This window comes from uncultured Psychroserpens sp., assembly GCF_947492715.1.
Taxonomy (GTDB): domain Bacteria; phylum Bacteroidota; class Bacteroidia; order Flavobacteriales; family Flavobacteriaceae; genus Psychroserpens.
The window spans coordinates 1,101,023-1,125,801 of the sequence record NZ_CANLNS010000001.1 but is presented as its reverse complement, the minus strand read 5'-3'; the positions used below and the strand labels follow the sequence as shown (position 1 = coordinate 1,125,801).

24 protein-coding genes, 1 tRNA gene and 1 pseudogene are annotated in these 24,779 nt (G+C 33.2%); 20 read left to right on the top strand and 6 right to left on the bottom strand.

From position 1 onward, the window contains the following. The first annotated feature begins 341 nt into the window (after positions 1-341). From Q0787_RS05020 to Q0787_RS05005, 4 genes are all read left to right on the top strand, one after another. Positions 342-1,151, top strand: a complete 810-nt coding sequence (locus tag Q0787_RS05020) for a LexA family transcriptional regulator (RefSeq protein ID WP_298901160.1) — start codon at positions 342-344, stop codon at positions 1,149-1,151. Then, complete coding sequence (rnpA, locus tag Q0787_RS05015) at positions 1,152-1,532, top strand: ribonuclease P protein component (RefSeq protein ID WP_298901159.1); 381 nt, start codon at positions 1,152-1,154, stop codon at positions 1,530-1,532. It begins immediately after the preceding gene. 12 nt (positions 1,533-1,544) lie between these two features. Then, positions 1,545-3,179 (top strand): S41 family peptidase, encoded by a 1,635-nt coding sequence (locus Q0787_RS05010; protein WP_298901158.1) that lies wholly within the window; start codon positions 1,545-1,547, stop codon positions 3,177-3,179. A gap of 67 nt (positions 3,180-3,246) precedes the next feature. Beyond that, positions 3,247-4,083: an OmpA family protein gene (locus Q0787_RS05005; protein ID WP_298901156.1), complete on the top strand. Its 837-nt coding sequence runs from the start codon at positions 3,247-3,249 to the stop codon at positions 4,081-4,083. 170 nt (positions 4,084-4,253) lie between these two features. On the opposite strand, the gene Q0787_RS05000 is transcribed toward Q0787_RS05005, so the two are convergent. Both Q0787_RS05000 and rpiB read right to left on the bottom strand, forming a co-directional pair. Then, entirely contained in the window at positions 4,254-4,700 is a 447-nt protein-coding gene (locus Q0787_RS05000; protein ID WP_298901155.1) for a GNAT family N-acetyltransferase, read from the bottom strand. Positions 4,701-4,709: 9 nt separating this feature from the next. Then, positions 4,710-5,144, bottom strand: a complete 435-nt coding sequence (rpiB, locus tag Q0787_RS04995) for a ribose 5-phosphate isomerase B (RefSeq protein ID WP_298901154.1) — start codon at positions 5,142-5,144, stop codon at positions 4,710-4,712. A 610-nt stretch (positions 5,145-5,754) separates the two neighbouring features. Here rpiB and Q0787_RS04990 point away from each other — a divergent pair. The 8 genes and pseudogenes from Q0787_RS04990 to Q0787_RS04955 all read left to right on the top strand — a co-directional run bounded on the left by Q0787_RS04990 (position 5,755) and on the right by Q0787_RS04955 (position 13,195). Continuing rightward, entirely contained in the window at positions 5,755-7,233 is a 1,479-nt protein-coding gene (locus Q0787_RS04990; RefSeq protein WP_298901153.1) for a T9SS type A sorting domain-containing protein, read from the top strand. Between the two features lie 198 nt (positions 7,234-7,431). Continuing rightward, positions 7,432-9,621 (top strand): ribonuclease R, encoded by a 2,190-nt coding sequence (rnr, locus tag Q0787_RS04985; protein WP_298901152.1) that lies wholly within the window; start codon positions 7,432-7,434, stop codon positions 9,619-9,621. A 79-nt stretch (positions 9,622-9,700) separates the two neighbouring features. Next, positions 9,701-9,994 (top strand): YbjQ family protein, encoded by a 294-nt coding sequence (locus tag Q0787_RS04980; protein WP_298901151.1) that lies wholly within the window; start codon positions 9,701-9,703, stop codon positions 9,992-9,994. 8 nt (positions 9,995-10,002) lie between these two features. Then, a pseudogene (locus Q0787_RS04975) lies at positions 10,003-10,107 on the top strand (acyl carrier protein); the annotation flags it as partial. Between the two features lie 238 nt (positions 10,108-10,345). Beyond that, positions 10,346-11,020, top strand: coding sequence for a head GIN domain-containing protein (locus tag Q0787_RS04970; protein WP_298901150.1), 675 nt, complete (start codon positions 10,346-10,348; stop codon positions 11,018-11,020). A 65-nt stretch (positions 11,021-11,085) separates the two neighbouring features. Then, on the top strand, positions 11,086-11,772 hold the full coding sequence (locus Q0787_RS04965) for a LysE family transporter (RefSeq protein WP_298901149.1): 687 nt from the start codon (positions 11,086-11,088) through the stop codon (positions 11,770-11,772). 128 nt (positions 11,773-11,900) lie between these two features. After that, complete coding sequence (locus tag Q0787_RS04960) at positions 11,901-12,314, top strand: hypothetical protein (protein WP_298901147.1); 414 nt, start codon at positions 11,901-11,903, stop codon at positions 12,312-12,314. 14 nt (positions 12,315-12,328) lie between these two features. Then, positions 12,329-13,195, top strand: a complete 867-nt coding sequence (locus Q0787_RS04955; RefSeq protein ID WP_298901146.1) for a hypothetical protein — start codon at positions 12,329-12,331, stop codon at positions 13,193-13,195. Positions 13,196-13,244: 49 nt separating this feature from the next. Here Q0787_RS04955 and Q0787_RS04950 read toward each other — a convergent pair. Together Q0787_RS04950 and folB are read right to left on the bottom strand one after the other, a co-directional pair. Then, a tRNA-Cys gene (locus Q0787_RS04950) sits at positions 13,245-13,315 on the bottom strand. 68 nt (positions 13,316-13,383) lie between these two features. Then, entirely contained in the window at positions 13,384-13,746 is a 363-nt protein-coding gene (gene folB, locus Q0787_RS04945; RefSeq protein ID WP_298901145.1) for a dihydroneopterin aldolase, read from the bottom strand. A gap of 63 nt (positions 13,747-13,809) precedes the next feature. Here folB and Q0787_RS04940 point away from each other — a divergent pair, with 63 nt between their 5' ends. The 7 genes from Q0787_RS04940 to Q0787_RS04910 all read left to right on the top strand — a co-directional run bounded on the left by Q0787_RS04940 (position 13,810) and on the right by Q0787_RS04910 (position 21,335). Further along, entirely contained in the window at positions 13,810-14,871 is a 1,062-nt protein-coding gene (locus tag Q0787_RS04940; protein WP_298901144.1) for an AraC family transcriptional regulator, read from the top strand. Positions 14,872-14,961: 90 nt separating this feature from the next. Continuing rightward, positions 14,962-15,834 carry a hypothetical protein gene (locus tag Q0787_RS04935; protein ID WP_298901143.1) on the top strand — a complete coding sequence of 291 codons (873 nt, stop codon included), beginning with the start codon at positions 14,962-14,964 and terminating at the stop codon, positions 15,832-15,834. A gap of 306 nt (positions 15,835-16,140) precedes the next feature. Further along, a complete protein-coding gene (locus Q0787_RS04930; RefSeq protein ID WP_298901142.1) occupies positions 16,141-16,761 on the top strand; it encodes a hypothetical protein in 621 nt (206 codons plus the stop codon). Between the two features lie 197 nt (positions 16,762-16,958). Further along, positions 16,959-18,965, top strand: a complete 2,007-nt coding sequence (locus Q0787_RS04925) for a glutamine--tRNA ligase/YqeY domain fusion protein (RefSeq protein ID WP_298901141.1) — start codon at positions 16,959-16,961, stop codon at positions 18,963-18,965. Positions 18,966-19,057: 92 nt separating this feature from the next. Then, complete coding sequence (locus Q0787_RS04920) at positions 19,058-19,549, top strand: DUF1761 domain-containing protein (RefSeq protein ID WP_298901140.1); 492 nt, start codon at positions 19,058-19,060, stop codon at positions 19,547-19,549. A gap of 66 nt (positions 19,550-19,615) precedes the next feature. After that, positions 19,616-20,773 (top strand): GNAT family N-acetyltransferase, encoded by a 1,158-nt coding sequence (locus Q0787_RS04915; protein WP_298901139.1) that lies wholly within the window; start codon positions 19,616-19,618, stop codon positions 20,771-20,773. Between the two features lie 61 nt (positions 20,774-20,834). Then, positions 20,835-21,335: a hypothetical protein gene (locus tag Q0787_RS04910; protein ID WP_298901138.1), complete on the top strand. Its 501-nt coding sequence runs from the start codon at positions 20,835-20,837 to the stop codon at positions 21,333-21,335. A gap of 55 nt (positions 21,336-21,390) precedes the next feature. Here Q0787_RS04910 and Q0787_RS04905 read toward each other — a convergent pair whose 3' ends face one another. After that, a complete protein-coding gene (locus Q0787_RS04905) occupies positions 21,391-22,320 on the bottom strand; it encodes an SPFH domain-containing protein (RefSeq protein WP_298901137.1) in 930 nt (309 codons plus the stop codon). Between the two features lie 77 nt (positions 22,321-22,397). On the opposite strand from Q0787_RS04905, the gene Q0787_RS04900 reads away from it, so the two are divergent. Next, a complete protein-coding gene (locus Q0787_RS04900; protein WP_298901136.1) occupies positions 22,398-23,081 on the top strand; it encodes an outer membrane beta-barrel protein in 684 nt (227 codons plus the stop codon). Positions 23,082-23,111: 30 nt separating this feature from the next. Here Q0787_RS04900 and gltX read toward each other — a convergent pair whose 3' ends face one another. Beyond that, complete coding sequence (gene gltX, locus Q0787_RS04895; protein WP_298901135.1) at positions 23,112-24,623, bottom strand: glutamate--tRNA ligase; 1,512 nt, start codon at positions 24,621-24,623, stop codon at positions 23,112-23,114. Positions 24,624-24,779 lie beyond the last annotated feature (156 nt).

Genomic DNA, 24,779 nt, shown 5'->3' with positions numbered 1-24,779 from the left:
TTTTTTAAAGTTTATACTTGTTTTATTAAGCTCAATTAAGAACTGTTATCGTTTCGCTTTTCTAACAGTTAACCTTAACGTAAAGCCCTAATAACTAAAGGCATAAACTTCTATCGTATTCAATAAAATGTTGGAATACGATACTCTTTTAGATTTTAATAAGACATCTTTTGGATTTAAAATCTGAAGAAAATGCTAATAAAATCTCACAAATGTTTGATTTTTAACTAATTTTAGTATCTTAGCATCTAAATAGAGCACAAATATAAAACATTTTACAAATTAAAACAAACAAATTACAAATAATTTTGTAAAAAGTTATATTTAAAAACATCAAGATTATGGAACAGATCGATGAAAAAATCACAGCCATTATTAATCATTTTCATTTAAACAATTATGCGTTCTCTAAACGCATTGGTGTTACTGGAACCACTATAGATAGTATAGTTAATGGTAGGCCACAAGCAGATGGCTCTCGCAAAAAAACCAAACCTGGTTACGATGTACTCTCTTCAATTATTGACGAATTTAATATCAATCCCGATTACCTCTTTGGAAAAAGTAAGGTGATGTTAAAATCAGAGCTTCCAAATACTCCAACATATTCTGGAATGCCACAAGTTATTTCTACCACTCCTGATGGTGAAGAAAATGTAGTTTATGTTCCTGCAAAAGCGAGAGCTGGTTACTTAGATGGTTATGGCGATGCCGAATACATTGAAACCTTGCCTGCGTTTCATATGCCGCAATTAACAAATGGTACGTTCAGATGTTTTGAAGTCAAGGGAAATTCTATGGTACGTACATTTTTTGATGGTGATATGGTGTTTGGTCGCTATGTTGAAGATTTTAACGATATTAAAGATGGTCGGGTTTATGTAATTATTAGTAAAAATGATGGCGTGGTTTTAAAACGTGTGATAAACCGTATTGGAGAGCGAGGAAAACTTATCCTAAAGAGTGATAACAAAGATGGAAATTATCCAACTTATACTATTAATGCAGAAGATATTATGGAAGTTTGGTATGTCACCATGTTTGCTTCTAAACAAATGCCAGAACCTATCGATGTGTATGATAGGCTTCATGAATTGGAGAGCAAAGTTGTAGACCTTCAACAACTCATTTCTCAAAATTCTAAAAATTAAATGTCGCTTTCTTATTCTAATAAAGAAAAGCTGAAAAGCAAAAAATTAATCGAAGAGCTCTTTTCCGAAGGACAATCGATGGTCACTTACCCATTGCGCCTAGTCTATTTAAAAGCCAGCTTCGATGAGGAGGGCGTTCAATTTAAAACTGGAGTTTCTGTAAGCAAACGTCATTTTAAAAATGCTGTAGATAGAAACCAAATTAAGCGCTTACTTAGAGAAGCCTATCGTCTTAATAAAGCAGAGTATTTTAACAACATTTTATCGTCTTATGCGTTAATGATTTTGTACATTGGTAAGGATGGTACAGATTTTGATTCTGTAAACTCAAAAATGAAACAACTTTTAGATGCTTTTTCTAAAAAAGTATCCCAACAATAAATGATGGAAATCATGAGAAAACTACTACGCAGGCGGATAATCGTTCCGTTATTAGCTTTAACTATTTTTTTTGGTGGAACCGCTTTCAAAAGCGATTTTTTTGAAATTGCTAAACAAATAGAAATCTTCACTACGCTCTTTAAAGAGCTCAATATGAATTATGTAGATGAAACCAATCCTGGGGATCTTATGGATACTGCGATTAAAAGTATGCTTGAAGATTTGGACCCTTATACTAACTATTATAACGAACAAGATGTTGAATCTGCCAGAATAAATAATGCTGGCGATTATACTGGTATTGGAGCCAACGTGCTTACTTTAAAAGACAAGTTGGTGATCGTAGAACCTTATAAAGATTATGCTGCTGACAAAGCTGGACTCAAAGCTGGAGACGAAATTATTAAAGTTGATAATGTTGTAGTTGCCGATTTTAAAGATGATGCCGGAAACTTGCTTCAAGGTGCAGCCGGAACCAATGTAAATGTCACCTATCTTAGAGAGGGTAAAACCGAAACAGCAACTATTAAAAGAGAGGCTGTTGATATTCATGCTGTGCCTCATTATTCGATGGTTAATGATAATATTGGATATATAGTACTTAGAAAATTTAATGAAAAAACATCTGCTGAAACGATAAGTGCATTACGTGCTTTAAAAAATCAAGGTGCCGAAAAACTAATTTTAGATTTGCGTGGAAACCCAGGAGGATTATTGCGTGAAGCTGTAAATGTTACTAATATTTTTGTGCCGAAAAATCAACTTGTTGTAACCACAAAATCTAAAGTTAAAAAGTATAACAAAACCTATTACACTTCAAAAGAACCTATAGATACAGAAATTCCTTTAGTTGTACTTATTGATGGTAGTAGTGCTTCTGCTAGTGAAATTGTCTCTGGAGCTTTACAGGATTTAGATCGTGCTGTTGTAGTTGGCGCACGTAGTTTTGGGAAAGGTCTTGTTCAACGACCTAAGAAGCTCACATATGGTACACAAATGAAAATTACCATTTCAAGATATTATACACCTTCTGGCCGCTGTATTCAGGCTTTAGATTATTGGAATCGTGACGAAAATGGAAATGCAACAAGAGTAAAACAAGAAAATTATAATGCCTTTAAAACAAAAAAGGGACGTACTGTTTATGATGGTGGAGGTGTACAGCCTGATTTAGAATTAGATGCTACAAAACTGAGTACGATTACCAAGGCAATTATTGACGAAAACCTCATCTTTAAGTATGCAACGGCATATTATTATTCGCATGATGTTACAGACTTGAATAACTTTAGTTTGAAGGATTCAGATTTTAATGATTTCAAAAAGTTCTTAGCTGCTAATAACTTTAACTTTGAAACACAAACAGAAAAAGCCTTTGCAAATGCACTTTCAGTGGCAAAAGAAGAGTACTTAAATGAAGAAATCAATGCAGATTACACTGATTTGATTTCGGCTTTAAATCGTTATAAAAGCAAAGCAATTGACGACAATAAAACACAATTATTATCCCTGCTTTCTGATGAAATAGTAAAGCGTTACTTCTATCGTGAAGGTTTATATACCTACTATGTTGCCAATAATTTTGAAATTCAAAAAGCTGTTGAAATATTAAAAAACCCATCTAATTATTTGAGTTATCTAGATTGATACTGACTTAAAAATTTGATGAAAACGTTAAAAAAAATTATATTTAGTTATCTATTAAGGTATTAAAATGAAGAAAATACTCGTCATATTCTTGATGTTTACTCAACTTTTGTGTGCTCAAAAGGAAATGACTCATGAGGTATATTTTGAAACCGATAAGTATGATATTCCGCCTACCGAACATTACCGATTACTGTTGTTTTTATCGGAAATAGAAGCCTTAGATATTCAAAAAGTCTCTATTTATGGATTCACCGACGATCGAGGTAGTGATTCATACAACATGGTATTATCTCAAAATAGAGCTAACTCTATAAAAACTATTTTTTCGAATAATGAGTTTGACGAATCTATCATTACAAACGTTGATGGTAAAGGAGAAATACTACTGAAATTAGTTAAAGAAGAGGATATTCATAAAATTAGAGGCCTTAATAGAAAAGTTGAAATTATCGTTCAACCTTATAATCCGCCTAGAGTTCAAAAAGTTGTAGAAGAAAAACCAAAGGTTGAAGACATTATTAAAGGTGAATTAAAAGCAGGTGATAAATTCACTTTAGATAACATTTTGTTTAAAACAGGTTATAGTAAATTACTTCCTGAATCTAAACCAACATTAGAAAGTATCGCAAAAGCCTTAGTAGAACGAGAAGATATTTATTTTACAATTCAAGGCCACGTATGTTGTACCCAAAACAGTAGAGATGCTATAGATCGTAAAACTAAAAAACGTAATCTTTCTGTGGCCAGAGCAAAATATATTTATGATTATTTAGCTAAAAAAGGCGTAAGTACAAAACGTATGAAATATGTTGGTATGCGCAGAAAATTTCCGTTAGGTGGTGAACCAAAATTTGATCGTCGTGTTGAGATTTTAGTCACTTATGTTGGTGAGAGTAATTAGTCTTCTATAGACATTCCGAAACATAAAATATAGCCGTCAATATCTTCTATTTCAAAATCACGATTTCCATATTCTGTATCCAATTAACACTAAAGCCAAGTTTATCGATACAAAATTTAACCGAAGCTAAAACATCTTTAACGATAAACTGTGGTGCTATCCTATTTATTTTATGCTTTATAAATCATATCAATATGTGGAATCCCATCTTCAAGGTACTCCTCTCCCACTTCTTGAAATTCAAGTCTATTATAAAAGCGTGTTAAATACACTTGTGCCGAGATTTTTATTGTAGATGTATTATATTTTAATTTCACGGCATTAATAGATGCTTCCATAATATCATAACCATACTTATGAGTGCGTTCTTTAGCATCAACCACTACTCTACCGATACTAGCGTTTTCAAAATAATCACCTGGTTTAAAAATTCTAGTATAAGCAACAACCTTACTGTTTTTATAACCAATGACATGCAATGCATTTTGATCTTTACCATCTAAATCCTGATATACACAATCCTGTTCTACAACAAAGACTTCACTTCGTAATTGAAGTATATCATAGAGTTCTTGAGTGGATAACTCTTGGAAGGTTTTTACAGTAATCTCTATCATGAATTTAGATTAACAAGATACTGGAATTTTATTGACACGGTTTTGATGACGACCACCTTCAAAATCTGTATTAAGAAACGTATCAACAATTTGTATGGCTTGTTGTAATGCTGTAAAACGTGCTGGAATACAACAAATATTAGCATTATTATGTTGTCTAGTAAGTTCAGTGATTTCTTTGGTCCAACAAATACCAGCTCTCACTTTCTGATGTTTATTTGCGGTCATAGCTACACCATTAGCGCTTCCGCAGATTAAAATTCCGAAATCTACTTTTTGATTAGCAACATCATTAGCCACGGGATGTACATAATCTGGATAATCTACACTATCACTTGAGTTTGTACCATAGTTATTAACCATAAAACCTTTAGCTTCTAAATGTGCTACAATAGCTTGTTTATACTCGGTTCCTGCGTGATCGTTACCTATTGAAATGGTCATAATTTTAGGGTGTTGTTTAAAACCTTAAAGTTAATAATTGCTTATAAATAAATCGAAGGATAATGAAGTTAGTTATTCATAATATATAAGTTTGAATCGTAACTATTAATCTTTAAAAATCAAGCGTGTTAACTTCTTAGGTGTTTATACCTCATTACTTGTTAATATCTATTGGTAAGATTGTAAAACTTTTTCTTGTATGTGTCATCTTTTTTTTAAAGCAAAAACTGAAACATTAAAACCTAAAAAGTTAGTCCTTTTTTTTAGTCAAGTTATGAGCATTGTATTTAGAAGATACCAACACTAAAATAATAAATACTTATTAAATTTTAGTTGTCAACAGTGGTTATGAACAGTTGTTAATAGAACTATGAATTCTATTTAAAATAAGGAGTTTAGTAAAAGAACTAGTGTTCATTACTTATGCAATAAATCTGATAAGTCATATATCAAAGTAAAGTTTAAAAAAGTTATACTAACTATTAACAAGCTATAATAACCATCATTTTATTTTTAAATTTTTAAAAGAAAAAAGATGATATGTATATATATGTTGATAAGTAAAAAGTGTCGTTAATCTTTTCTACCTTTATAAGAAAATAGTGTGGTTATGAATATTATTAAATTTCTTTTCTTTTTACTATGTCCATTTTTAATTTTTGGACAAGTTCAAATTGGTGGAGATATTGATGGTGAAGCAGAATTTGATCGCTCTGGAGATAGTGTTAGTTTGTCTTCAAATGGTAATTTTTTAGCTATTGGAGCTACTAGAAATGACGGAAATGGTAGTTTATCTGGCCATGTTCGTATCTATGAAAATCAAGCTGGTGTTTGGACTCAAATAGGAAATGACATTAATGGTGAAGTTTCTGGCGATTTATCAGGAAATAGTGTGAGCTTATCGTCTAATGGTTTAATCGTAGCTATAGCTGCTCAAAGTAATAATGTTAATGGAAGTAGTTCTGGTCATGTAAAAGTGTATCAATATAATAGCATTGATACTTGGGTGCAAATGGGTCAAAATCTTAATGGCGAAGCTCAATTTGATGAATTTGGTAGCAGTGTAAAAATCTCGTCTAATGGCCAAATAATTGCTATTGGTGGCAGAGGTAACGATAATAATGGAAATAATTCTGGGCATGTAAAGGTGTATCAATACAATGGAATTGATGCTTGGGTTCAAATAGGAAATGATATTAATGGTGAAGCTTCTGGTGATTTATCAGGTAGTAGTATAAGTTTGTCCTCAGATGGCACAATTGTGGCTATTGGCGCGCCTTCAAATAATAATTTTGTTGGACACGTAAGAGTATATCAATATGATCAGGTAGATACTTGGGTGCAGGTTGGTAATGATATTGATGGTATAGCTTCTGGTGATATTTTTGGTAGTAGCGTAAGTTTGTCTTCAGACGGCTCTAGAGTAGCTATTGGTGCGCCTGAAAGTAATTCAGTTAGTATACAATCCGGTCAAGTAAGTATTTATGAAAATCAAACTAATAATTGGATTCAAATAGGTCAAAATTTAAATGGCGCATCTGATTTTAATTTTTTTGGTGCTGATATAAGTTTAGCTTTAAATGGTAATGTTTTAGCTGTAGGTGCTCCAGGAAATGACATAAATGGAAATGTTCTAAATACAGGTAGTACAAGTATTTATAGATTTATAAATAATAATTGGACACAAATCGGACAAGATATTTATGGTGAAGCAGATGGCGATCTCTCAGGAAGCGCGCTTATGTTGGTTTCAAATGGTAGTATTTTAGCTGTTGGAGCTACCGAAAATGATGATTCTGGCTCTGGATCAGGACATGTAAGAGTTTTTGATTTAAATCTAATTTTAAATACTGAAGATTTTGAATTATATCCATTTAAATTATACCCAAACCCAGCTAAAAACCAATTCACAATCCAGTTAGATGCTTCGGTTCAATTAAAAAAAGTATCTGTTTATAATACCTTAGGTCAAGAGGTGTTGATTTCCGAAAAACCTATAGTAGACACGTCAACCTTGACACCCGGAACTTACATTGTTGAAGTTTTAACCAACAAAGGAAAAACATCTAAAAAACTTATAAAAGAATAACTTTAAACCTTTAATACAATCAAAGAAAGACCTGTAAAATTTACAGGTCTTTTTCATTAATTTAACAGTCTCTAAACACGATTAAAAAATTAAACCGTAGATTTGCACAAACTTAATATCTTCACTCCTCCTTATATTAAGTTTTTTAAAGACTGAATTCCTAACACTTTTAGGAAATGAAAATGATTACAAATTATAATGACAAAAAAGAAAAAAAGGAAATCCAAAAAAGGGATTTCAAACCTTACAAATACAATTCTTAGTATTTTAAAAAAAGATAGAAACCAATCCTTTAATTATAAACAAATTGCTGCTAAACTTGGTGTTAATGATGCTAGTAGTAGAAATCAAATTATAAAAACTCTAGCCAAACTTGCCGCTAAACAAGAGATTGAACAAATAGATCGGGGCAAGTATAAAGCTATTATTAATACCGAGTATCATATAGGAATTATGGATATGGCTTCTCGAGGATCTGGTTATATTATTAGCGATGATTTTGATGAAGATATCTTTATTGCTTCCAATAATATGAATAAGGCCTTAGATGGCGATGAAGTAGAATTTTATGCTTACAAACGAAGAAAACGTGGTAAGATAGAAGGTGAAGTTACCAGTATTGTAAAGCGTGCAAAAACCGAATATGTAGGTGTCATACAAATCCATAAAAACTATGCTTTTGTAATTCCAGATGGAAATAAAATGCATACCGATATTTTTGTTCCAATTAATAAAACTAATAAAGCTGAAGAAGGCGATAAGGTATTAGTAACTTTAGAAGATTGGCCAGAAAAAGCCGATTCTCCATACGGAAGAGTCTTAAAAGTTTTAGGAAAACCTGGCGAGCATAATACAGAAATTCACTCCATTCTTGCAGAGTATGGTTTACCTTACGAGTTTCCTCATGAAGTCGAAGCATATGCAAATACCTTAGATACATCAATTACAAAAGAAGAAATCGCAAAACGTCGTGACATGCGTAAAGATTTAACCTTTACAATAGATCCTAAAGATGCGAAAGACTTTGATGATGCTTTATCCTTTACAGTTTTAGACGATGGTTTGTTTGAAATAGGTATTCACATTGCAGATGTGTCGCATTATTTACAAGAAGGTACGGTTTTAGATGATGAGGCTTACGAACGCGCCACATCGGTATATCTGGTTGATCGTGTGGTACCAATGCTTCCTGAAATATTATCAAATGGAGCTTGTTCACTTAGACCACATGAAGAGAAGTATACGTTTTCTGCAGTGTTTAAAATGAATGATAAAGCCGAAATTAAAGACCAATGGTTTGGTAGAACAGTTACGTATTCTGATGCACGTTTTGCTTATGAAGAAGCAGAATCAATTATAGAAACGAAATCAAATACAATACCTAAAGACGTGTCTTTAACAGGTAAGACGTATCAAGCAGATCAAGCTATTGCTGATGCTGTTTTAAAACTAGATGAATTAGCTAAAATCATGCGTCGAAAGCGTATGAGTACAGGAGCTATTTCGTTTGATAAAGTTGAGGTTAAATTCAATTTAGATGAGGATGCAAATCCAGTTGGTGTGTATTTTAAAACGAGTAAAGATGCTAATAAACTCATTGAAGAGTTTATGTTACTAGCTAATAAAAAAGTGGCCGAATTTATCGGAAAACAAAAGAAAACATTTGTGTATCGTGTACATGATGAACCAGACGATAGTAAATTAGCAGCATTGCAAAATGTTGTAGGTCGTTTTGGTTATAAACTCAATTTTAAAGACCGAAAAAGCATCTCTAATAGTTTAAATAATTTATTGAAAGATGTAAATGGTAAAAAAGAGCAAAACCTTGTAGATACTTTAACTATTAGATCTATGAGTAAAGCAGAGTACACTACACATAACATTGGCCACTATGGATTAGCGTTTGATTATTATAGTCACTTTACGTCACCAATTCGTCGTTATCCAGATGTTATGGCACATCGCTTATTACAACATTATTTAGATGGTGGAAAATCGGTTAGTGAAGACATTTATGAAGATAAGTGTAACCACTCGAGTACTATGGAAAATCTAGCAACTAAGGCTGAAAGAGATTCTATCAAATACATGCAAATCCGTTTTATGGAAGATCATAAGGATGAAGAATTTGTAGGTGTTATTTCTGGAGTGACAGATTGGGGAATTTATGTAGAAATTATTTCTAATAAGTGTGAAGGTATGGTAAGTACGCGAGATATGACTGATGATCATTACGAATTTGATGAAGATCACTATGCACTTATAGGTAAAAATTCAAAAACCATGTATCAGCTTGGTGATGAGGTTGTAGTAAAAGTTAAGAACACAGATCTTGTTAAAAAACACTTAGATTTTACGCTTATCGGCAAACCTGGTGAAAACTCGTAAATACTTATATGTAATTATCTCATAATTTTGTGTTGTAACATTTCAGAAAAAACAACTACCAATTAAAAAAGATATAATTATGATTCTAACCACAACAAATTCTATTGAAGGTTTTAAAATTGTTGAATATAAAGGCATTGTAACAGGAACATCTTCTGAATTAAAAACAAAGTTTTCTTTTAAAACTGAAAAGAACATGACAATTATAGAAGATCTTATGAATGAAGCTAAGGAACAAGCATTTCAAAAAATGCAAACCAATGCTCAACATTTAAATGCTAATGCTGTCGTTGGAATTAGTGTTGATATCGAAACTGTTGGTGGTTCTTATTTCTTTGTTTCTGTAACCGGAACGGCTGTACATGTAGCTTAAAAATGGGTTTAGATACTGTAGAATTAATCATGACGGTTGAAGATCTTTTTGAGATTCAAATACCAGATAATCATGCCGAAAATATTGCTACTGTGCAGCAACTAGCAGATTACGTTTTTGAAAAAATAAAGACGAAACCCACTTATGAAAACATGCCTAAAAAAGAATTTGAAGAACAGATTCTTAGACTAGTAGAAAATCTTACTGGAATTCCATACGAGGAGATAGATATGAGCGCGTCTTTTACTAATGATCTTGGTATGGATTAAATTTGTTATAAGTGTAACAATTATTCGACTATATCATCTGTTATATAGATATCAAACGTAAATACTATTAAAACACAACAATATGAAAACCTTTTTAACCCTCGCATTAATATTAGTTACTTCTATAACAACAGCTCAAAACCCAAAAGAAAAGGGCGTTGGAGATTTTAATGAAGTTAAAGTTTATGACTTAATTGCTGTTAATCTAGTGAAATCAAACGAAGCTAAAGTAGAAATAACAGGAGATGATATTGATGACGTTGTGGTTATTAATAAAGATGGGAAATTAAAAATTAGAATGAAAACTGATAAGAGTTTTAATGGCGATCGTACGTTTGTAACTGTACATTATAAAACCTTAGACGTTATTGATGGAAATGAAGGTGCATTTATCACATCTAACGAACTTATAGAACAAAATCAAATAGAACTAAGGGCACAGGAAGGAGCGCACTTAAAAGTAGGCTTAGACGTTGATCAAGTAGATATAAAAGCCGTTTCTGGTGGTATTGTAGAAACAAGAGGTAAAGCTATTTCTCAGGATATTACACTTAACACTGGTGGCGTTTATGAAGGTAAAGCCTTCGAAACTAAAAACACATCTGTAAATATAAAAGCAGCTGGAGAGGCCGATATTAATGCGTCTAAAACAGTAGATGCACGCGTTATTGCAGGTGGTGATATTTATATTTATGGAAACCCAGAAAGCATTAAAGAAAAAACAACTTTAGGCGGTCGAATTAAACGTATGAACTAATCTGTTTGCTAAACGCATTGAGTACGCGTCTTTTTTATTAGTTTTGTAGGAAAGCTATTTCCTATATGTTTGATGATATTTTAGCAGCTATTCCCTTCGGAATTATCCTAGCATTTACTATTGGACCAGTATTTTTTGTACTGCTGGAAACTAGTGCTACAAAAGGATTTAGAAGCGCTTTAATATTTGATTTAGGTGTTATTTTAGCCGATATCGTCTTTATTTTATTAGCGTTTTATAGTACCAATAACCTTATTGATAAAATTAAAGATGACCCCAACTTCCTTATTTTTGGAGGGATACTTCTTGCGGTCTATGGTTTTATTTCTTTTATAAAGACGTCTAAATCTTTTAGATCTATTGTGAAAGAATATCATCGTGTTGAAATTCAAAAGAATGCCTACGGAAAACTATTTATAAAAGGGTTCTTGCTTAACTTTATTAATATTGGAGTATTACTCGGTTGGCTTGGTTTTATTGTTATAGGAAGTACTATTACTGAATCTGAAAATGGCGTGCTTATTTTTATTATCACAATGCTGACGGTTTATTTTTTAACAGATTTAGTGAAAATTGCTTTGGCAAAACGATTAAAAAATAAATTAACACCACGACTCATTTTCAAAACTAAAAAAATCGTTGCTTTAGTGATTTTAGGTTTTGGAATTCTATTATTAACCCAAGGTTTGTTTCCAGAACTTTATGAAAAAAGTAAAGAACAAATTGAGCGTGTTAATCCTATTGGTAATTAATTCTAATTACAGTGCAAAACTCGACTAAAAAAACGCTTACATTTCCAATTAGAATAGCATTAATACTTCTAGTTTGCGCCATATTATTTAAGGTCCAACACTGGCCTTATGCTAGTCAATTGTTATTAATGAGCACTATTCCATTAGCGCTATTATATAGTCTACGGTTTTTAAACAAAAAAGAAAAAAAACGTATTGATATTGTAAAACTTGGGTTGGTTCTTGTATGGACCATAAATATCGTATTAAAAACGTACCACATTAACTTTATAGCTTATGGCTTTGAATTGGTCTTATTTGTTCTTTTTGTCTGGTGGTTTATTGAAGACGGACTACGCTACTTTTCAAAACGAAAATTTATAAATAATGGCTTTATAAAGTTCTTTTATTATGGGCTTTGTATTCTGACCATAACATTAATTTTATGGGGCACACTCTTTAAAATTCAACATTGGCCTTATGGTTCATTAATTTTGACATTTGGGTTTTTATTTTTAGTTATGATGCTCATAGTTGATTATGTTGTAATTAAAAGATCTTAACACCTCATAATGTTATGAATAACGAAGATATTTTATTAAAAGAACGTCTAAGGTTTTGCAAAAACTGTGTTCATAGAAAAAACAATTTGCAAACAGGTATTCTTTGTGGACTTACAGACCAAAAACCAGATTTCGATAGGTTTTGCAAAGATTACGTTGAAAACACAGCTGTTATAGAAAAAGAACGCGCCAGAGACCCAATGAAGCTCAATAGAAGTTCTACGTGGATTACAGCTTCTGTTGTAATTTCTATTGTATTGTTAGGGTTAAAAGTAGCACGATCGGTTGCACGATACAATAAAAATAACAATCCGCCAGAGCAATCACAATACGATAAATATTTTCAGGAACAACAAGAAAAAGCCTATCAAAGGCGACACCATGTTAATACTATTAATTATTTAAGTGATAGAAATAGACAGGCACATTTCAGTAAGAAACTAATTGAAGATACTGTAGTTGTTTTAAATAAAAAGATGACACTTAAATTACCAGATGGCTTTTATTTATCTATCGCAGATGATGATACACAGTTACCTGTTAGAGCAACCTCTAGAGGGTATTATTTTATTTATAACAAAGTGGATAAAAATGTAGACGAATCCCTTTTCCAGCAATGGAAGACGTTTAGAAATCGCTTAATTAGGCAATATCCTTCTAGTGAATTAAGCGTTAGTAATATTGACTCTTTAACCACTTCTGAACAGATTGATAGAGTGCATTTTGAAATTAAAAATAAGGTGGACAACATTATCGGTGTAGCAAGAATTATAGACCATAATAACGAACGCTATTTTTTTCAATTGATCTCAGACTCTAAAGGTGCAAGCTATTCTCAACTCTATAGGTTTTTAAACTACTATGTTAAGATTAAGAAGTAATCTGGCTGCATAAAACAAAAAAACCTTCAGTAATTACTGAAGGTTTTAGAGGCATCTAGCGGATTCGAACCGCTGTACAAGGTTTTGCAGACCTCTGCCTAGCCACTCGGCCAAGATGCCTTGTTCGTTGTTACTCACAAACGAGGAAGGCAAATGTATAAAAAATTACCATTTTACACTATAAACCCTTAGTTTTTTCGTCTTTTGGTCATTTTTATCGTTACGCTTTCTACATCACCACCAATAGGAGGGTTAAGTTTACTTACGCTTACAGTAGCTTTTTTAACTAATATATCCTCGTTAAAAATACGATCTAATATACGCTTTGCAACGGTTTCTAAAAGTTTAGATGCCCGCTCCATTTCCTCTTTAACAATCTTGTTTAAAAGCACGTAATCAACAGTATCACTCAATTTATCGGTTGTTGCTGAGGTTTGTAAATCGGCTTTTACTTCTAAATCAACGCGATAATCACTACCTATTTTAGTTTCTTCTTTTAAACAACCATGATGCGCAAATACACGAATATTCTCAACTTTTATGATTCCCATATACTAGTTTTATAAAAGCAAAGTTATTTAAAAAAAGAATGTAATTTTATCAAAAACAATTTCATGCAAATTGAATTTTCTTTTTCATCAGTTGTAGATATTCTTTCCATAGCTACAGCATTTATGTTAGGCTTATTATTTTTAACGATAAAATCTAAGAACAAAAGAGCAAATATATTTTTATGTTTATTTCTGTGGAGTTTAACTATAGAGGTTTATAATGCATTTTCTCACAATTTCACCGAAACAATTACCCCTGTATTAGAAACGACTTTATTTACAATTCTTTTTTTAATGTTGTACGTAAACCTTACAATAAATAATACTTTTAAAAAGTGGTTTTTAGTGTTATTTATTCCTGGAATGCTATTAAATATTGTTTTCTTTTTTAACAATGAAATGGACGATTTTAGACCTCTAGAGTATCTATTTAATATAGGCTTGTTACTTTACATTTTAAAAATTTTAAAACAACATAAAAACCATGTCACTAACTATTATTCAGATTTAGAACATAAAACACTGTCTTGGATTAAGGCTATAGTTTTTGTTTTTTTAGGATTTCATGCGTTTTGGATTACAGAAGATATAATTGCGTTTCAGAATGAAGATATTGCGACGCATTTTGTACTACTATCTTCTATTCTAACGCTTTTTATGATATACTGGATTGGCTATAATGGCTTTTCGCAATCTGAAATTTTTAAAAACAAATTATTCACAACTACAGAAGAGATAATACAAGTTAAAAATGAAATAGCGTCGCCTTCCGATGAAACAAACCAGAAGTTTGAAAAACTTAAAGAGAAAATCATTTCAGGTAAACTATTTACAAATACAGAATTGAATTTACGTAGCTTATCCGAATCTTTAGGCGTTAAGGAAAAAGAGCTTTCAAGCCTCATCAATACACACGCTAAGACTAACTTTTATCAGTTCATAAACCATTTTCGGGTTGATGAATTTAAACGACTATTACAATCTCCCAAAGCGAAACAATTGTCAATTCTTGGTTTAGCTCAAGAAGCTGGTTTTAAGTCGAAATCAACATTTTATACCGCTTTTAAGTCTATAGAAGGAATGACACCAAAAGCTTTTGAGTTGTCTTTAAAAATGTCCGAATAGACGCCATTCGGACTTGCTGCTGCGCATAATGATTAACATTGGTCGTTAGTTTGTTACTCATTTAAAAGTAATCCTTAAATCAAAACAATTATGAAGCAATTATTTTCAATAACAGCAGTGTTAATGTTAACAACAATCTTGAGTTGTACATCTTGTTCTAGCGATGATAGTACAACAACTACAACAACAGAAACTATTAATTCAGGAAACGATCCTAACTTTAGCATTGTGGCTAATAATGATGGTATTTTGAGTTCCGCAAATAGAAAAGTGGTGGTTTTCGGTATAGATATTTATGCCGTTTCAGATGTATCAGATGCCAATTTGTTGCATGCTGCAAATGTGATGGCACAATATTTAGATAACGATGAAGATGGCATACCAGATAACCAAGCTGTGGTAGACCAAATGACAGCTAATCAAGCATTTTTATTCATGTGGGCATCAGAGAATGATTTAGATAACATCGACTTTCCAAATGGAAGAGAAGGACAAGATTTAGGTAACGAAGAAACAAACCCCACATATGTATCTAGTGGGCTAACAGGACGCTTTGATGCGGCTTTAGAAGAAGTTTGGCATATTATTACGCATGCAGGCTACTCTCAGGTATATCCTAATGTGTTTGGAGAACAAGCAGGTTCTCAACTTTCAAATGCTATGGACATCGCTAGAGGCGGACAATTTACAAGCATTCCTAATCCTTATCCGGCTGGAGCTTGGTATACCTATGATGACTCCACGTGTGATTACAATTGTATGAATACAGAATATTTCTACTGGGCAATGACATCTATTTTAGGTGCACAGGCTACAGATACTCGTTTAGCTGAAATTCAACAAGAATGGGATTTAAACACACAGGCTTTAGTACAGAATACAGATACTGAGGTATATGGATTACTTACTGATGCGCAGTATAATTTGCCAACTGTGTTACCAGATGGAACCTATAGACAATAATGCAAAAGGGAACTCAGGAAACAGTTTAGAGTACATTAGTAATATTTTAAAGCATGTGGGAAACTTCAATTTAGTGATACAACCATTAATTTGTATTGTTTTTTTGTAGGGTTTTAAAACCTCCACTTGTTATATTAATAAGAACTTTTTTAAAATAGATCGTAATTCACCACTGAAGAAGACATTGGAATTATGATTTAGGAAAGTTTTATGTGAAAAGCATATACTTCAGTAATCACCTTAAGGGTGTTACAGATGTATATGCTTTTTTGGTTTAAAATCATATTAATTTTAAAATTTAGATAAATGAACAAAATGAAGATTCTAAGAGTGATTACAATTTTATTTACAACAGTTTTAGTTAGTTGTAGTAGTGATGATGATGGCAATACAAACCAAATCGAACAAAGACAATTCGGTATTTTTAAAGTTTTAGATAATGATACAACCATAGAAATGGATGGCACTATTGGGAGTTCGTCTTTAGACGATTTCAATAATTTAGAAGCTGAATTTCCTAATGTTGATAGAATACAAATTAAAAATTGTGACGGTTCATCCGATGACACAATTAATTTGCAATTATCTTTAAAAGTACATCAAAAAGGAATGAATATTCGTTTAATGGACAATGGTCTAATAGCTTCAGGTGGTGTAGATTTTTTCTTGGCTGGTATTCAGCGTACAAAAGGTGTAAACACCATGATTGGTGTACATTCATGGTCTGATGGTAGTGGTACAGAGGCCACAGATTTTCCTGTGGGTCACGCCAATCATTTACCATATATTAATTATTATATGAATATCGGGTTTAGTCAACAATGGGCAGAAAGTTTTTATTATTTTACGATTAATGCTGCGCCAGCAGATTCTATTCATTGGATGACCGAGTTAGAAATAACGGAATATGATATACTAACGCAGTAACCAAAAAGCTAAAAAAATGATAATACAAAAAAGTTAATTTTTAACTGGCGGAAAATACGCAACAGAAAACCGCTTCCTCACGTATTAAAATAAATGAAACTTTCTTTTTCAAACCCTTTCAATCTCATGATTTGGAACGGGTTTTTTATATACATATCTCACTTAATTTCTATAACTTTGCCTATTATTTTAAAAGCATGTCTGAAGAAACAAAATCGCTCAATTTTATAGAGCACATCATTGAAGAAGATATACAAAACGGATTGTCAAAAGATAAACTTCGCTTTCGCTTTCCACCAGAGCCTAATGGATATCTTCATATTGGTCACACTAAAGCTATTGGAATTAGTTTTGGTTTAGGTGAAAAATATAAAGCCCCAGTTAACCTTCGTTTCGACGATACAAATCCAGCAAAAGAAGAACAGGAATATGTGGACGCTATCAAGAGAGACATTGCTTGGTTAGGCTACGAATGGGCTAACGAATTGTATTCTTCAGATTATTTTCAAACACTTTATGAATGGGCTGTTCAACTCATTAAAGATGGGAAAGCCTATGTAGATTCTCAAACCAGCGAAGCTATGGCAGAACAAAAAGGAACTCCAACCCAACCAGGTGTTGATGGGCCTTATCGCAATAGAAGTGTTGAAGATAATCTCGATTTATTTGAGCGAATGAAAAACGGCGAGTTCGAAGAAGGCGAACACATTCTCCGAGCTAAGATAGATATGCAACACCCAAACATGTTGATGCGCGACCCATTGATGTATCGTATTTTAAAAAAACACCATCACAGAACAGGAAATGATTGGTGTATTTATCCTATGTACGATTGGACTCATGGAGAAAGCGATTATATCGAACAAATATCACACTCTTTATGTTCGCTTGAATTTAAGCCGCATAGAGAACTGTATAACTGGTTTAAGGAACACGTATATGGTTATGCGTCAAAAGAACTTCCGATGCTTCCTAAACAACGAGAGTTTGCGCGATTAAACTTAAGTTTTACCATTATGAGTAAACGTAAATTACTTAAGTTGGTAGAGCAAGGCATTGTCTCAGGTTGGGATGACCCAAGAATGCCTACAATTTCTGGATTAAGACGTCGCGGATACACACCAAACGCTATTAGACATTTCATTGAACGTGTTGGTGTGGCTAAACGAGAAAACGTTATCGACGTATCATTATTAGAGTTCTGCATTCGTGAGGACTTAAATAAGTCGGCGCCTCGAGTTATGGCTGTTTTAGACCCTATAAAACTTATTGTTACAAACTACCCTGAAGGAAAAGAAGAATGGCTAGAAGCTGAAAATAACCCAGGAGACGAAACCGCTGGGTCGCGACAAGTGCCTTTTACAAGAGAACTTTATATTGAACGTGCCGATTTTAAAGAAGAGGCAAGCAATAAGTTCTTTAGACTTAAATTGGGGAGTGAGGTTCGTCTAAAAAACGCTTACATAATCAAAGGAGAACATGTCGTAAAAGATGCTAATGGCAACATCACCGAAATACACTGTACCTATTCAACAGATACCGAAAAGAAGGTTAAAGGCACACTACATTGGGTCTCTATAAAACACGCTATAAAAGCTGAGGTTAGAGAGTATGATCGTTTATTTATGGATGAAGCTCCAGACAGTCATCAAGACAGAGATTTTATGGAGTTTATCAATCCTAATTCTTTAAAAACTATAGAAGCCTTTGTAGAGCCAAGTTTGGCAGATGTGTCTATTGGCGATCGTTTTCAATTCCAACGTCTTGGTTATTTTAATGTTGATGATGATAGTACACCAGAACATTTAGTGTTTAATAAAACGGTAGGATTAAGAGACTCTTGGGCAAAACAAAAACCAAAGCCTCAACAAAACCAAAACCATAATAAACCACAACAGCAAAAGCAACGTCCTGCAATTGAAGTGATTAAACAGCTAGGAAAAAAGTACACCAATCTTCCTGAAGCGAAGCAAGAAAAGTCGAAAGCTGAAATTTTAAAACTTGCTGAAGAAGTAAGTTATGATGACCTACAACCTTTATTCAATACTGCTACTAAAAAAGTAGGAACGCGTATTGCAACCATGATTGCCTTGGGCGTATTACTTAAAAATGGCCTGCAGCGTAATGATGATATCAACAGCTTTATTGCAAAAGCTCTAGAGGATAAAAATGAACTTTTAGTTAATGAAGCTAGCGCTTTATAAATACTAAGACCGATAGTTTTAACAGCCTCAAAGGATTTCTCTTTGAGGTTTTTTTGTACATTTAAACGTACTAACTAAAAAATTTAAAGATTATGGATACATTACCTATTACCCCTTTAGCAATACCTGTTGCTGCTGTTGCAGCTTTAGTTATTGGAGCTATTTGGTACAACCCTAAAGTTTTTGGAACAGCATGGATGCGTGCAGCAGAAATGACTGAAGAGAAAATGAAAGGTGCTAATATGGCCATTATTTTTGGCTTATCATTGGTTTTTGCAGCGCTGTTAGCAGTCTTACTCATGCAATTTACCAACCACCAATGGGGAGCCTTAGGCATGGTTGGTGGAGAACCAGAAAACGCAAAAGCGTCTTATGAGACGTTTATGGGAGATTACGGAAATGCTTTTAGAACATTCAAACATGGCGCGCTTCATGGGACTATTTTTGGAGTTTTTGGTGCCTTACCAATTATTGGAACGATCGCATTATTTGAACGCAAAAGCGCAAAGTATATTTTTATTAATGCAGGATACTGGATTGTAACACTAGCTGTAATGGGAGCAATACTTTGTGGATGGAATTAAAATTTTTATAAAGAATTAACACTTTTAAAGGCTGAGAATTGTAATTTTCAGCCTTTCTTTTTCGCATTGATAGACTTTAAATTATACCATTCGGTTGCCGACCTACCTGAGACTTGGGATAAACTTCCTGTTGAAGACGTTTTCTTAAAAACACCTTTTTTAAAGGCTTTAGAGGGTTCTAGTCCAACAAATATTTCAACCTACTTTCTTGGTGTTTTTTCTTCGGAAAGATTAGTTGGTATTACCACGATACAGCGTGTTGAAATGTATTTGGATGACGTGTTTAGAAAAACGTCCAATCAGTTTTTTAAACGCTGCGGAAAGGTGCTTATTTCAAAAATTGTAAAAGGTAATGCACTCATTATAGGGAACCTTATGCATACAGGTCAACATGGCATGTACTTTAATGCCGAAGCTATAACACAAGATGAGTTTTTAAACACCATTTCAGAAGGTATCGATGCCCTAACAAAAACAATTAGGCAAACATTTGATAAGAAGATAAGAATCATTGGTTTCAAAGATTTTTTTGAGGATGACCCGATTCATAAAAGCGAGTTATTTTTCAGAAGGCAAAAACTATATAAAGCTCAGGTGCAACCAAATATGATTTTTACGGTGAGACCAGACTGGAAATCACCTGAAGATTATATCAATTCTTTCAATAAAAAATACCGCAGACGCTATAAAACTGCGCGAAAGAAAAGTAAAGGCATTCAATGTAGGGAACTAGGCCTTGATGAGGTTAGGGTGGTTTCAAATGAGCTCTACCAGTTGTACCAAAATGTATCAGATAATGCTGGGGTTAATTCGTTTAAACTCCATAGCGACCATTTTTATAGTTTAAAATTTCAGCTTAAAGAACGTTTCAAATTGTTCGGTTATTTTATAGGGGATCAGCTCGTTGGGTTTTATACATTAATTTTAAATCACGATAAACTTGAAACCTATTTCTTAGGCTATAAGCAAGAGCTTCAGCATCAGCACCAAATGTATCTGAATATGCTCTTTGATATGGCTTTTTTTGGTATCCAGCATCAATATAAAGAGGTTGTTTTTGCTAGAACTGCAATGGAAATTAAGAGTTCAATAGGAGCAAAGCCATATCCAATGCATATATACTTAAAACACACCAATAACGTCATTGCAAACACTGTTTTGAAACTTGTAGTTAAGTATGCTAATCCGGTTAGAGAATGGGATGAGCGCCATCCCTTTTCATAAATTATAGACTATTGTGTTTGTATATGGTGGTTTTTTCGACTGAAGTACAAAACACAAGGTCATGAAAAAAGCATTCTATATTGTATTTGTTTTGCCATTTCTTACATTTTCGCAAGACATGAATAACGACAAACTCAACGACATTTATACTTCTGTTAGTGATTCAATTCAAGGTAATAAAGGAGCTTGGCAGTTTTTTGTCAAAGATGTTCAGTTGGTGTCATTTACGGATACCAACCACAATAGGATGCGTATTATTTCGCCAATAGCAGATGCAAATGTACTTGATGACGACTTGCTTAAAGCTGCTCTAGTAGCAAATTTTCATACGGCTTTAGATGTAAAGTATGCTGTTTCGGAAGGTATTTTATGGGCTGTTTTTATTCATCCACTGAAAGAATTATCAGATCACCAAGTAAAAGATGCTGTGAGTCAAGTGTATCATGCCAATGTGAATTTTGGGACAAGCTTCGCTAGTACAGCACTAACATTTCCTTGGAAAGGAAAAGAAACTAAAGAGCCAGAAAAGAAAAAGAAAAACTCCAAAAAGATTAAAATCTAATAAAAAACCCAGAAACAAGTGATGTTTCCAGGCCGTTTTAGAAATCAATATTGGTCTATTCTAATTTTTTCTTTTTAGCATTTTTCATGGCTTCACCAATTTGATTACTTGCCGTAAAGCTGGCTACCATATCGTTAAGCATTTGACTTCCTGCTTGAGGTGAATTAGGTAACAGTATTAAGTTACTATTTGTTTCTTGACCTATAGATTGTAATGTATCATAGTGCTGTGTTACTACAATTAACGCTGACGCCTCTTGGGAGTTGATACCAACTTTATTTAATACTTCAACAGATTCTTCTAAACCACGAGCAATTTCACGACGTTGGTCTGCAATACCTTGTCCTTGTAAGCGCTTACTTTCTGCTTCAGCTTTTGCTTTCTCTACAATTAGAATACGAGCAGCGTCACCTTCAAATTGCGCAGCCGTTTTTTCTCTGTCTGCGGCATTAATTCTGTTCATGGCTGCTTTTACCTGTGCATCTGGATCAATATCTGTTACTAAGGTTTTTATAATATCATAACCGTATTCCATCATGGCATCATTTAATTCAGACTTTACAGCGATTGCTACATCATCTTTACGAACAAAAACATCATCTAATTTCATTTTTGGCACTTCGGCACGTACAACATCAAATACATATGATGTGATTTGATCGTGTGGATAGTCCAACTTATAGAAGGCGTCATACACCTTGTCTTTGATTACTTTATATTGCACAGATACTTTTAGACGCACAAATACGTCATCTAAAGTTTTGGTTTCGATAATAACATCTAACTGTTGAATTTTTAAACTTAATTTTCCTGCAATGCGATCTACTAATGGGATTTTAAAACGTAACCCAGATTGACGAATCGCTTCAAACCGACCAAAACGTTCAATAATAGCTGCCGTTTGTTGCTTAACAACGAAAAATGCCGAAATAATTATGATTAAGGCTAAAAATATAAAAGGGATGTAATAAATATAATTTTCCATATAATTTTTTTTAATGGTTAGATAAAATAATGAGTTACTAATTTAAGTTATATTTGCTCAAATCACACATTATTCTCATGCAAAAAAAGCAGTTTATTTTATTAGTAGTCTTTTGTGTTAGTTTTGTTACAGTCTCTATGGCACAACATAAACGCTACGCTATTAAAAATGGTTTCGGAATTATTGGAGGATTAACCCAGTATGATATTAAAACAGATAACTTTAGCACAAAAAGCGGAAATGGTTTTATTGGTGGTATGGTTGCTACTGTTGATATTCCTCACAAATGGTATACAGTAAGTTATGGCTTACAGTTTTCTCAGAACTCATTTGAAATAACTGGTAGACCTTCGGCGGCAACAATAACCCAAGAACAAATAGAATATGAACTTAAAGTTGTGCAATTAGCGTTCATGTTTCACGCTAAACTTTTGAGTGATAATCTTACCATAGATTTAGGTCCGCAATTACAATACAATAGTGAACTAGATCTAAAAGACGACAACCAGAGTAACTTTGTAATTAATGGCTATGACAACCTATTAGCTCAAGATATTACACCAATTTCACAATTTAATGTAAATGGAGTAGTGGGCGCATCGGCAGGAATAGGAGGCTTTAAACTAAGAGCTGCCTATAGCTATGGATTCACAAATATCTTCAAAAAACTCAACGACCAAAATCTTAATGTAGGAGGTAATGCAAACCGTTTTGAAGGGAATCAAAGCATGTTATCTTTTGCTTTAATGATTACCTTTTAAGTTCTATAAAATTCTTAGGTTTAATTAAACTTATGCCGTAGCGATTAAATGATCTATACGTTTCACAGTTTCTGCTTTACCAATCATGTACATGATATCAAACACATCTGGACCCTGTAAAGCTCCAACAAGTGCTAGACGCAATGGCATCATTACTTTTCCAAAGCCAATCTCATTAGACGTTATCCATCCTTTAATTGTATTTTGAAGTTCTTCTACACTGAAATCATCAACACTATTAACCAAGTCCTTAACTTTGGTTAGAATATCGCCTGTACCCTCTTTTATAGCCTTTTTAGAGGCTTTTTCATCGTATGTTGAAGGCGCAACAAAGAAGAAATGACTTAAATTCCAAAAATCACTAACAAAAGTTGCACGCTCTTTAATTAAAGCAATGACCATTTCGATATATTGAGTATCAATACTTGATAATGCTTCTGTAGAATTTTGAAAAGCTACAGCTAAACTATAATTATCTTGAGCCTGCATGTAGTGATGATTAAACCACTTAATTTTATCAGGATCAAAACGAGCTCCCGCTTTATTAACGCGATCCAAGTCGAAAGCGCTAATAAGGTCGTCTAAGCTAAAAATTTCTTGTTCTGTACCTGGATTCCATCCTAAAAACGCCAAAAAATTAACCATAGCATCTGCAAAATAGCCATCTTCTCTATAGCCTTTTGAAATGTCGCCAGATTTAGGGTCTGTCCACTCTAAAGGAAATACAGGAAAGCCTAATTTATCGCCATCGCGCTTACTTAATTTTCCTTTACCAGTAGGTTTTAAAATTAATGGTAAATGTGCAAATTCTGGAGCATCCCAACCAAAAGCAGCGTAAAGCTGATAATGAAGTGCCAAAGAAGGTAACCATTCTTCGCCTCGAATCACATGAGAGATTTCCATTAAATGATCATCAACAATATTAGCTAAGTGATAGGTTGGCATACCATCACTTTTAAACAAGACTTTGTCATCTAAAACATTGGTGTCGATTTTAATAGCGCCTCTAATAATATCGTTGAGGTGTAATGTTTCGTCTTGAGGTGATTTAAATCGAATCACATAATCGTCACCAGCCTCTAACCTTGCTTTAACATCACTTTCAGAAAGGGCTAATGAGTTACTTAGTTTTAATCTATTATGCCAGTTATAGATAAAGGTTTTACCGTTGGCCTCATGATCTTTTCTGTGAGCATCTAATTCTTCAGATGTATCAAAAGCATAGTAGGCATGACCTTTAGCAATCAATTCATCTGCATATTGTTTGTATAAGTGCTTACGTTCGCTTTGTCTGTAAGGACCAAATTTTTCATTTTTCTCAACTCCTTCATCAAAAGGAATCCCACACCAATGTAAAGACTCTACTATATAATCTTCTGCACCTTCTACATAACGGTTTTGATCTGTATCTTCAATGCGAAGTACAAACGTACCATTATGTTTTTTCGCAAATAGGTAGTTAAATAGCGCTGTTCTAACGCCTCCAATATGTAATGGTCCTGTAGGACTAGGTGCAAATCGCACACGAACGGGTTTGGTCATTATCTTAAATTTAAGAGTGCAAAGATAGATTGATAAGATTAGAGAACAAAAAAAATAGAGTAGAGTCTAATTATTTCAAGAGAATCGAGTCGTTTTATGCGTTTGTTTATATTTGTTTAATGAAAAAACTGCTTCCATACATTTTATCAAGCATAG

Coding starts and splice junctions, on each gene's coding strand:
- Q0787_RS05020 (WP_298901160.1), top strand. CDS start 342: ATGGAACAGATCGATGAAAAAATCACAGCCATTATTAATCATTTTCAT.
- rnpA (WP_298901159.1), top strand. CDS start 1,152: ATGTCGCTTTCTTATTCTAATAAAGAAAAGCTGAAAAGCAAAAAATTA.
- Q0787_RS05010 (WP_298901158.1), top strand. CDS start 1,545: ATGAGAAAACTACTACGCAGGCGGATAATCGTTCCGTTATTAGCTTTA.
- Q0787_RS05005 (WP_298901156.1), top strand. CDS start 3,247: ATGAAGAAAATACTCGTCATATTCTTGATGTTTACTCAACTTTTGTGT.
- Q0787_RS05000 (WP_298901155.1), bottom strand. CDS start 4,700: ATGATAGAGATTACTGTAAAAACCTTCCAAGAGTTATCCACTCAAGAA.
- rpiB (WP_298901154.1), bottom strand. CDS start 5,144: ATGACCATTTCAATAGGTAACGATCACGCAGGAACCGAGTATAAACAA.
- Q0787_RS04990 (WP_298901153.1), top strand. CDS start 5,755: ATGAATATTATTAAATTTCTTTTCTTTTTACTATGTCCATTTTTAATT.
- rnr (WP_298901152.1), top strand. CDS start 7,432: ATGACAAAAAAGAAAAAAAGGAAATCCAAAAAAGGGATTTCAAACCTT.
- Q0787_RS04980 (WP_298901151.1), top strand. CDS start 9,701: ATGATTCTAACCACAACAAATTCTATTGAAGGTTTTAAAATTGTTGAA.
- Q0787_RS04970 (WP_298901150.1), top strand. CDS start 10,346: ATGAAAACCTTTTTAACCCTCGCATTAATATTAGTTACTTCTATAACA.
- Q0787_RS04965 (WP_298901149.1), top strand. CDS start 11,086: ATGTTTGATGATATTTTAGCAGCTATTCCCTTCGGAATTATCCTAGCA.
- Q0787_RS04960 (WP_298901147.1), top strand. CDS start 11,901: ATGAGCACTATTCCATTAGCGCTATTATATAGTCTACGGTTTTTAAAC.
- Q0787_RS04955 (WP_298901146.1), top strand. CDS start 12,329: ATGAATAACGAAGATATTTTATTAAAAGAACGTCTAAGGTTTTGCAAA.
- folB (WP_298901145.1), bottom strand. CDS start 13,746: ATGGGAATCATAAAAGTTGAGAATATTCGTGTATTTGCGCATCATGGT.
- Q0787_RS04940 (WP_298901144.1), top strand. CDS start 13,810: ATGCAAATTGAATTTTCTTTTTCATCAGTTGTAGATATTCTTTCCATA.
- Q0787_RS04935 (WP_298901143.1), top strand. CDS start 14,962: ATGAAGCAATTATTTTCAATAACAGCAGTGTTAATGTTAACAACAATC.
- Q0787_RS04930 (WP_298901142.1), top strand. CDS start 16,141: ATGAACAAAATGAAGATTCTAAGAGTGATTACAATTTTATTTACAACA.
- Q0787_RS04925 (WP_298901141.1), top strand. CDS start 16,959: ATGTCTGAAGAAACAAAATCGCTCAATTTTATAGAGCACATCATTGAA.
- Q0787_RS04920 (WP_298901140.1), top strand. CDS start 19,058: ATGGATACATTACCTATTACCCCTTTAGCAATACCTGTTGCTGCTGTT.
- Q0787_RS04910 (WP_298901138.1), top strand. CDS start 20,835: ATGAAAAAAGCATTCTATATTGTATTTGTTTTGCCATTTCTTACATTT.
- Q0787_RS04905 (WP_298901137.1), bottom strand. CDS start 22,320: ATGGAAAATTATATTTATTACATCCCTTTTATATTTTTAGCCTTAATC.
- Q0787_RS04900 (WP_298901136.1), top strand. CDS start 22,398: ATGCAAAAAAAGCAGTTTATTTTATTAGTAGTCTTTTGTGTTAGTTTT.
- gltX (WP_298901135.1), bottom strand. CDS start 24,623: ATGACCAAACCCGTTCGTGTGCGATTTGCACCTAGTCCTACAGGACCA.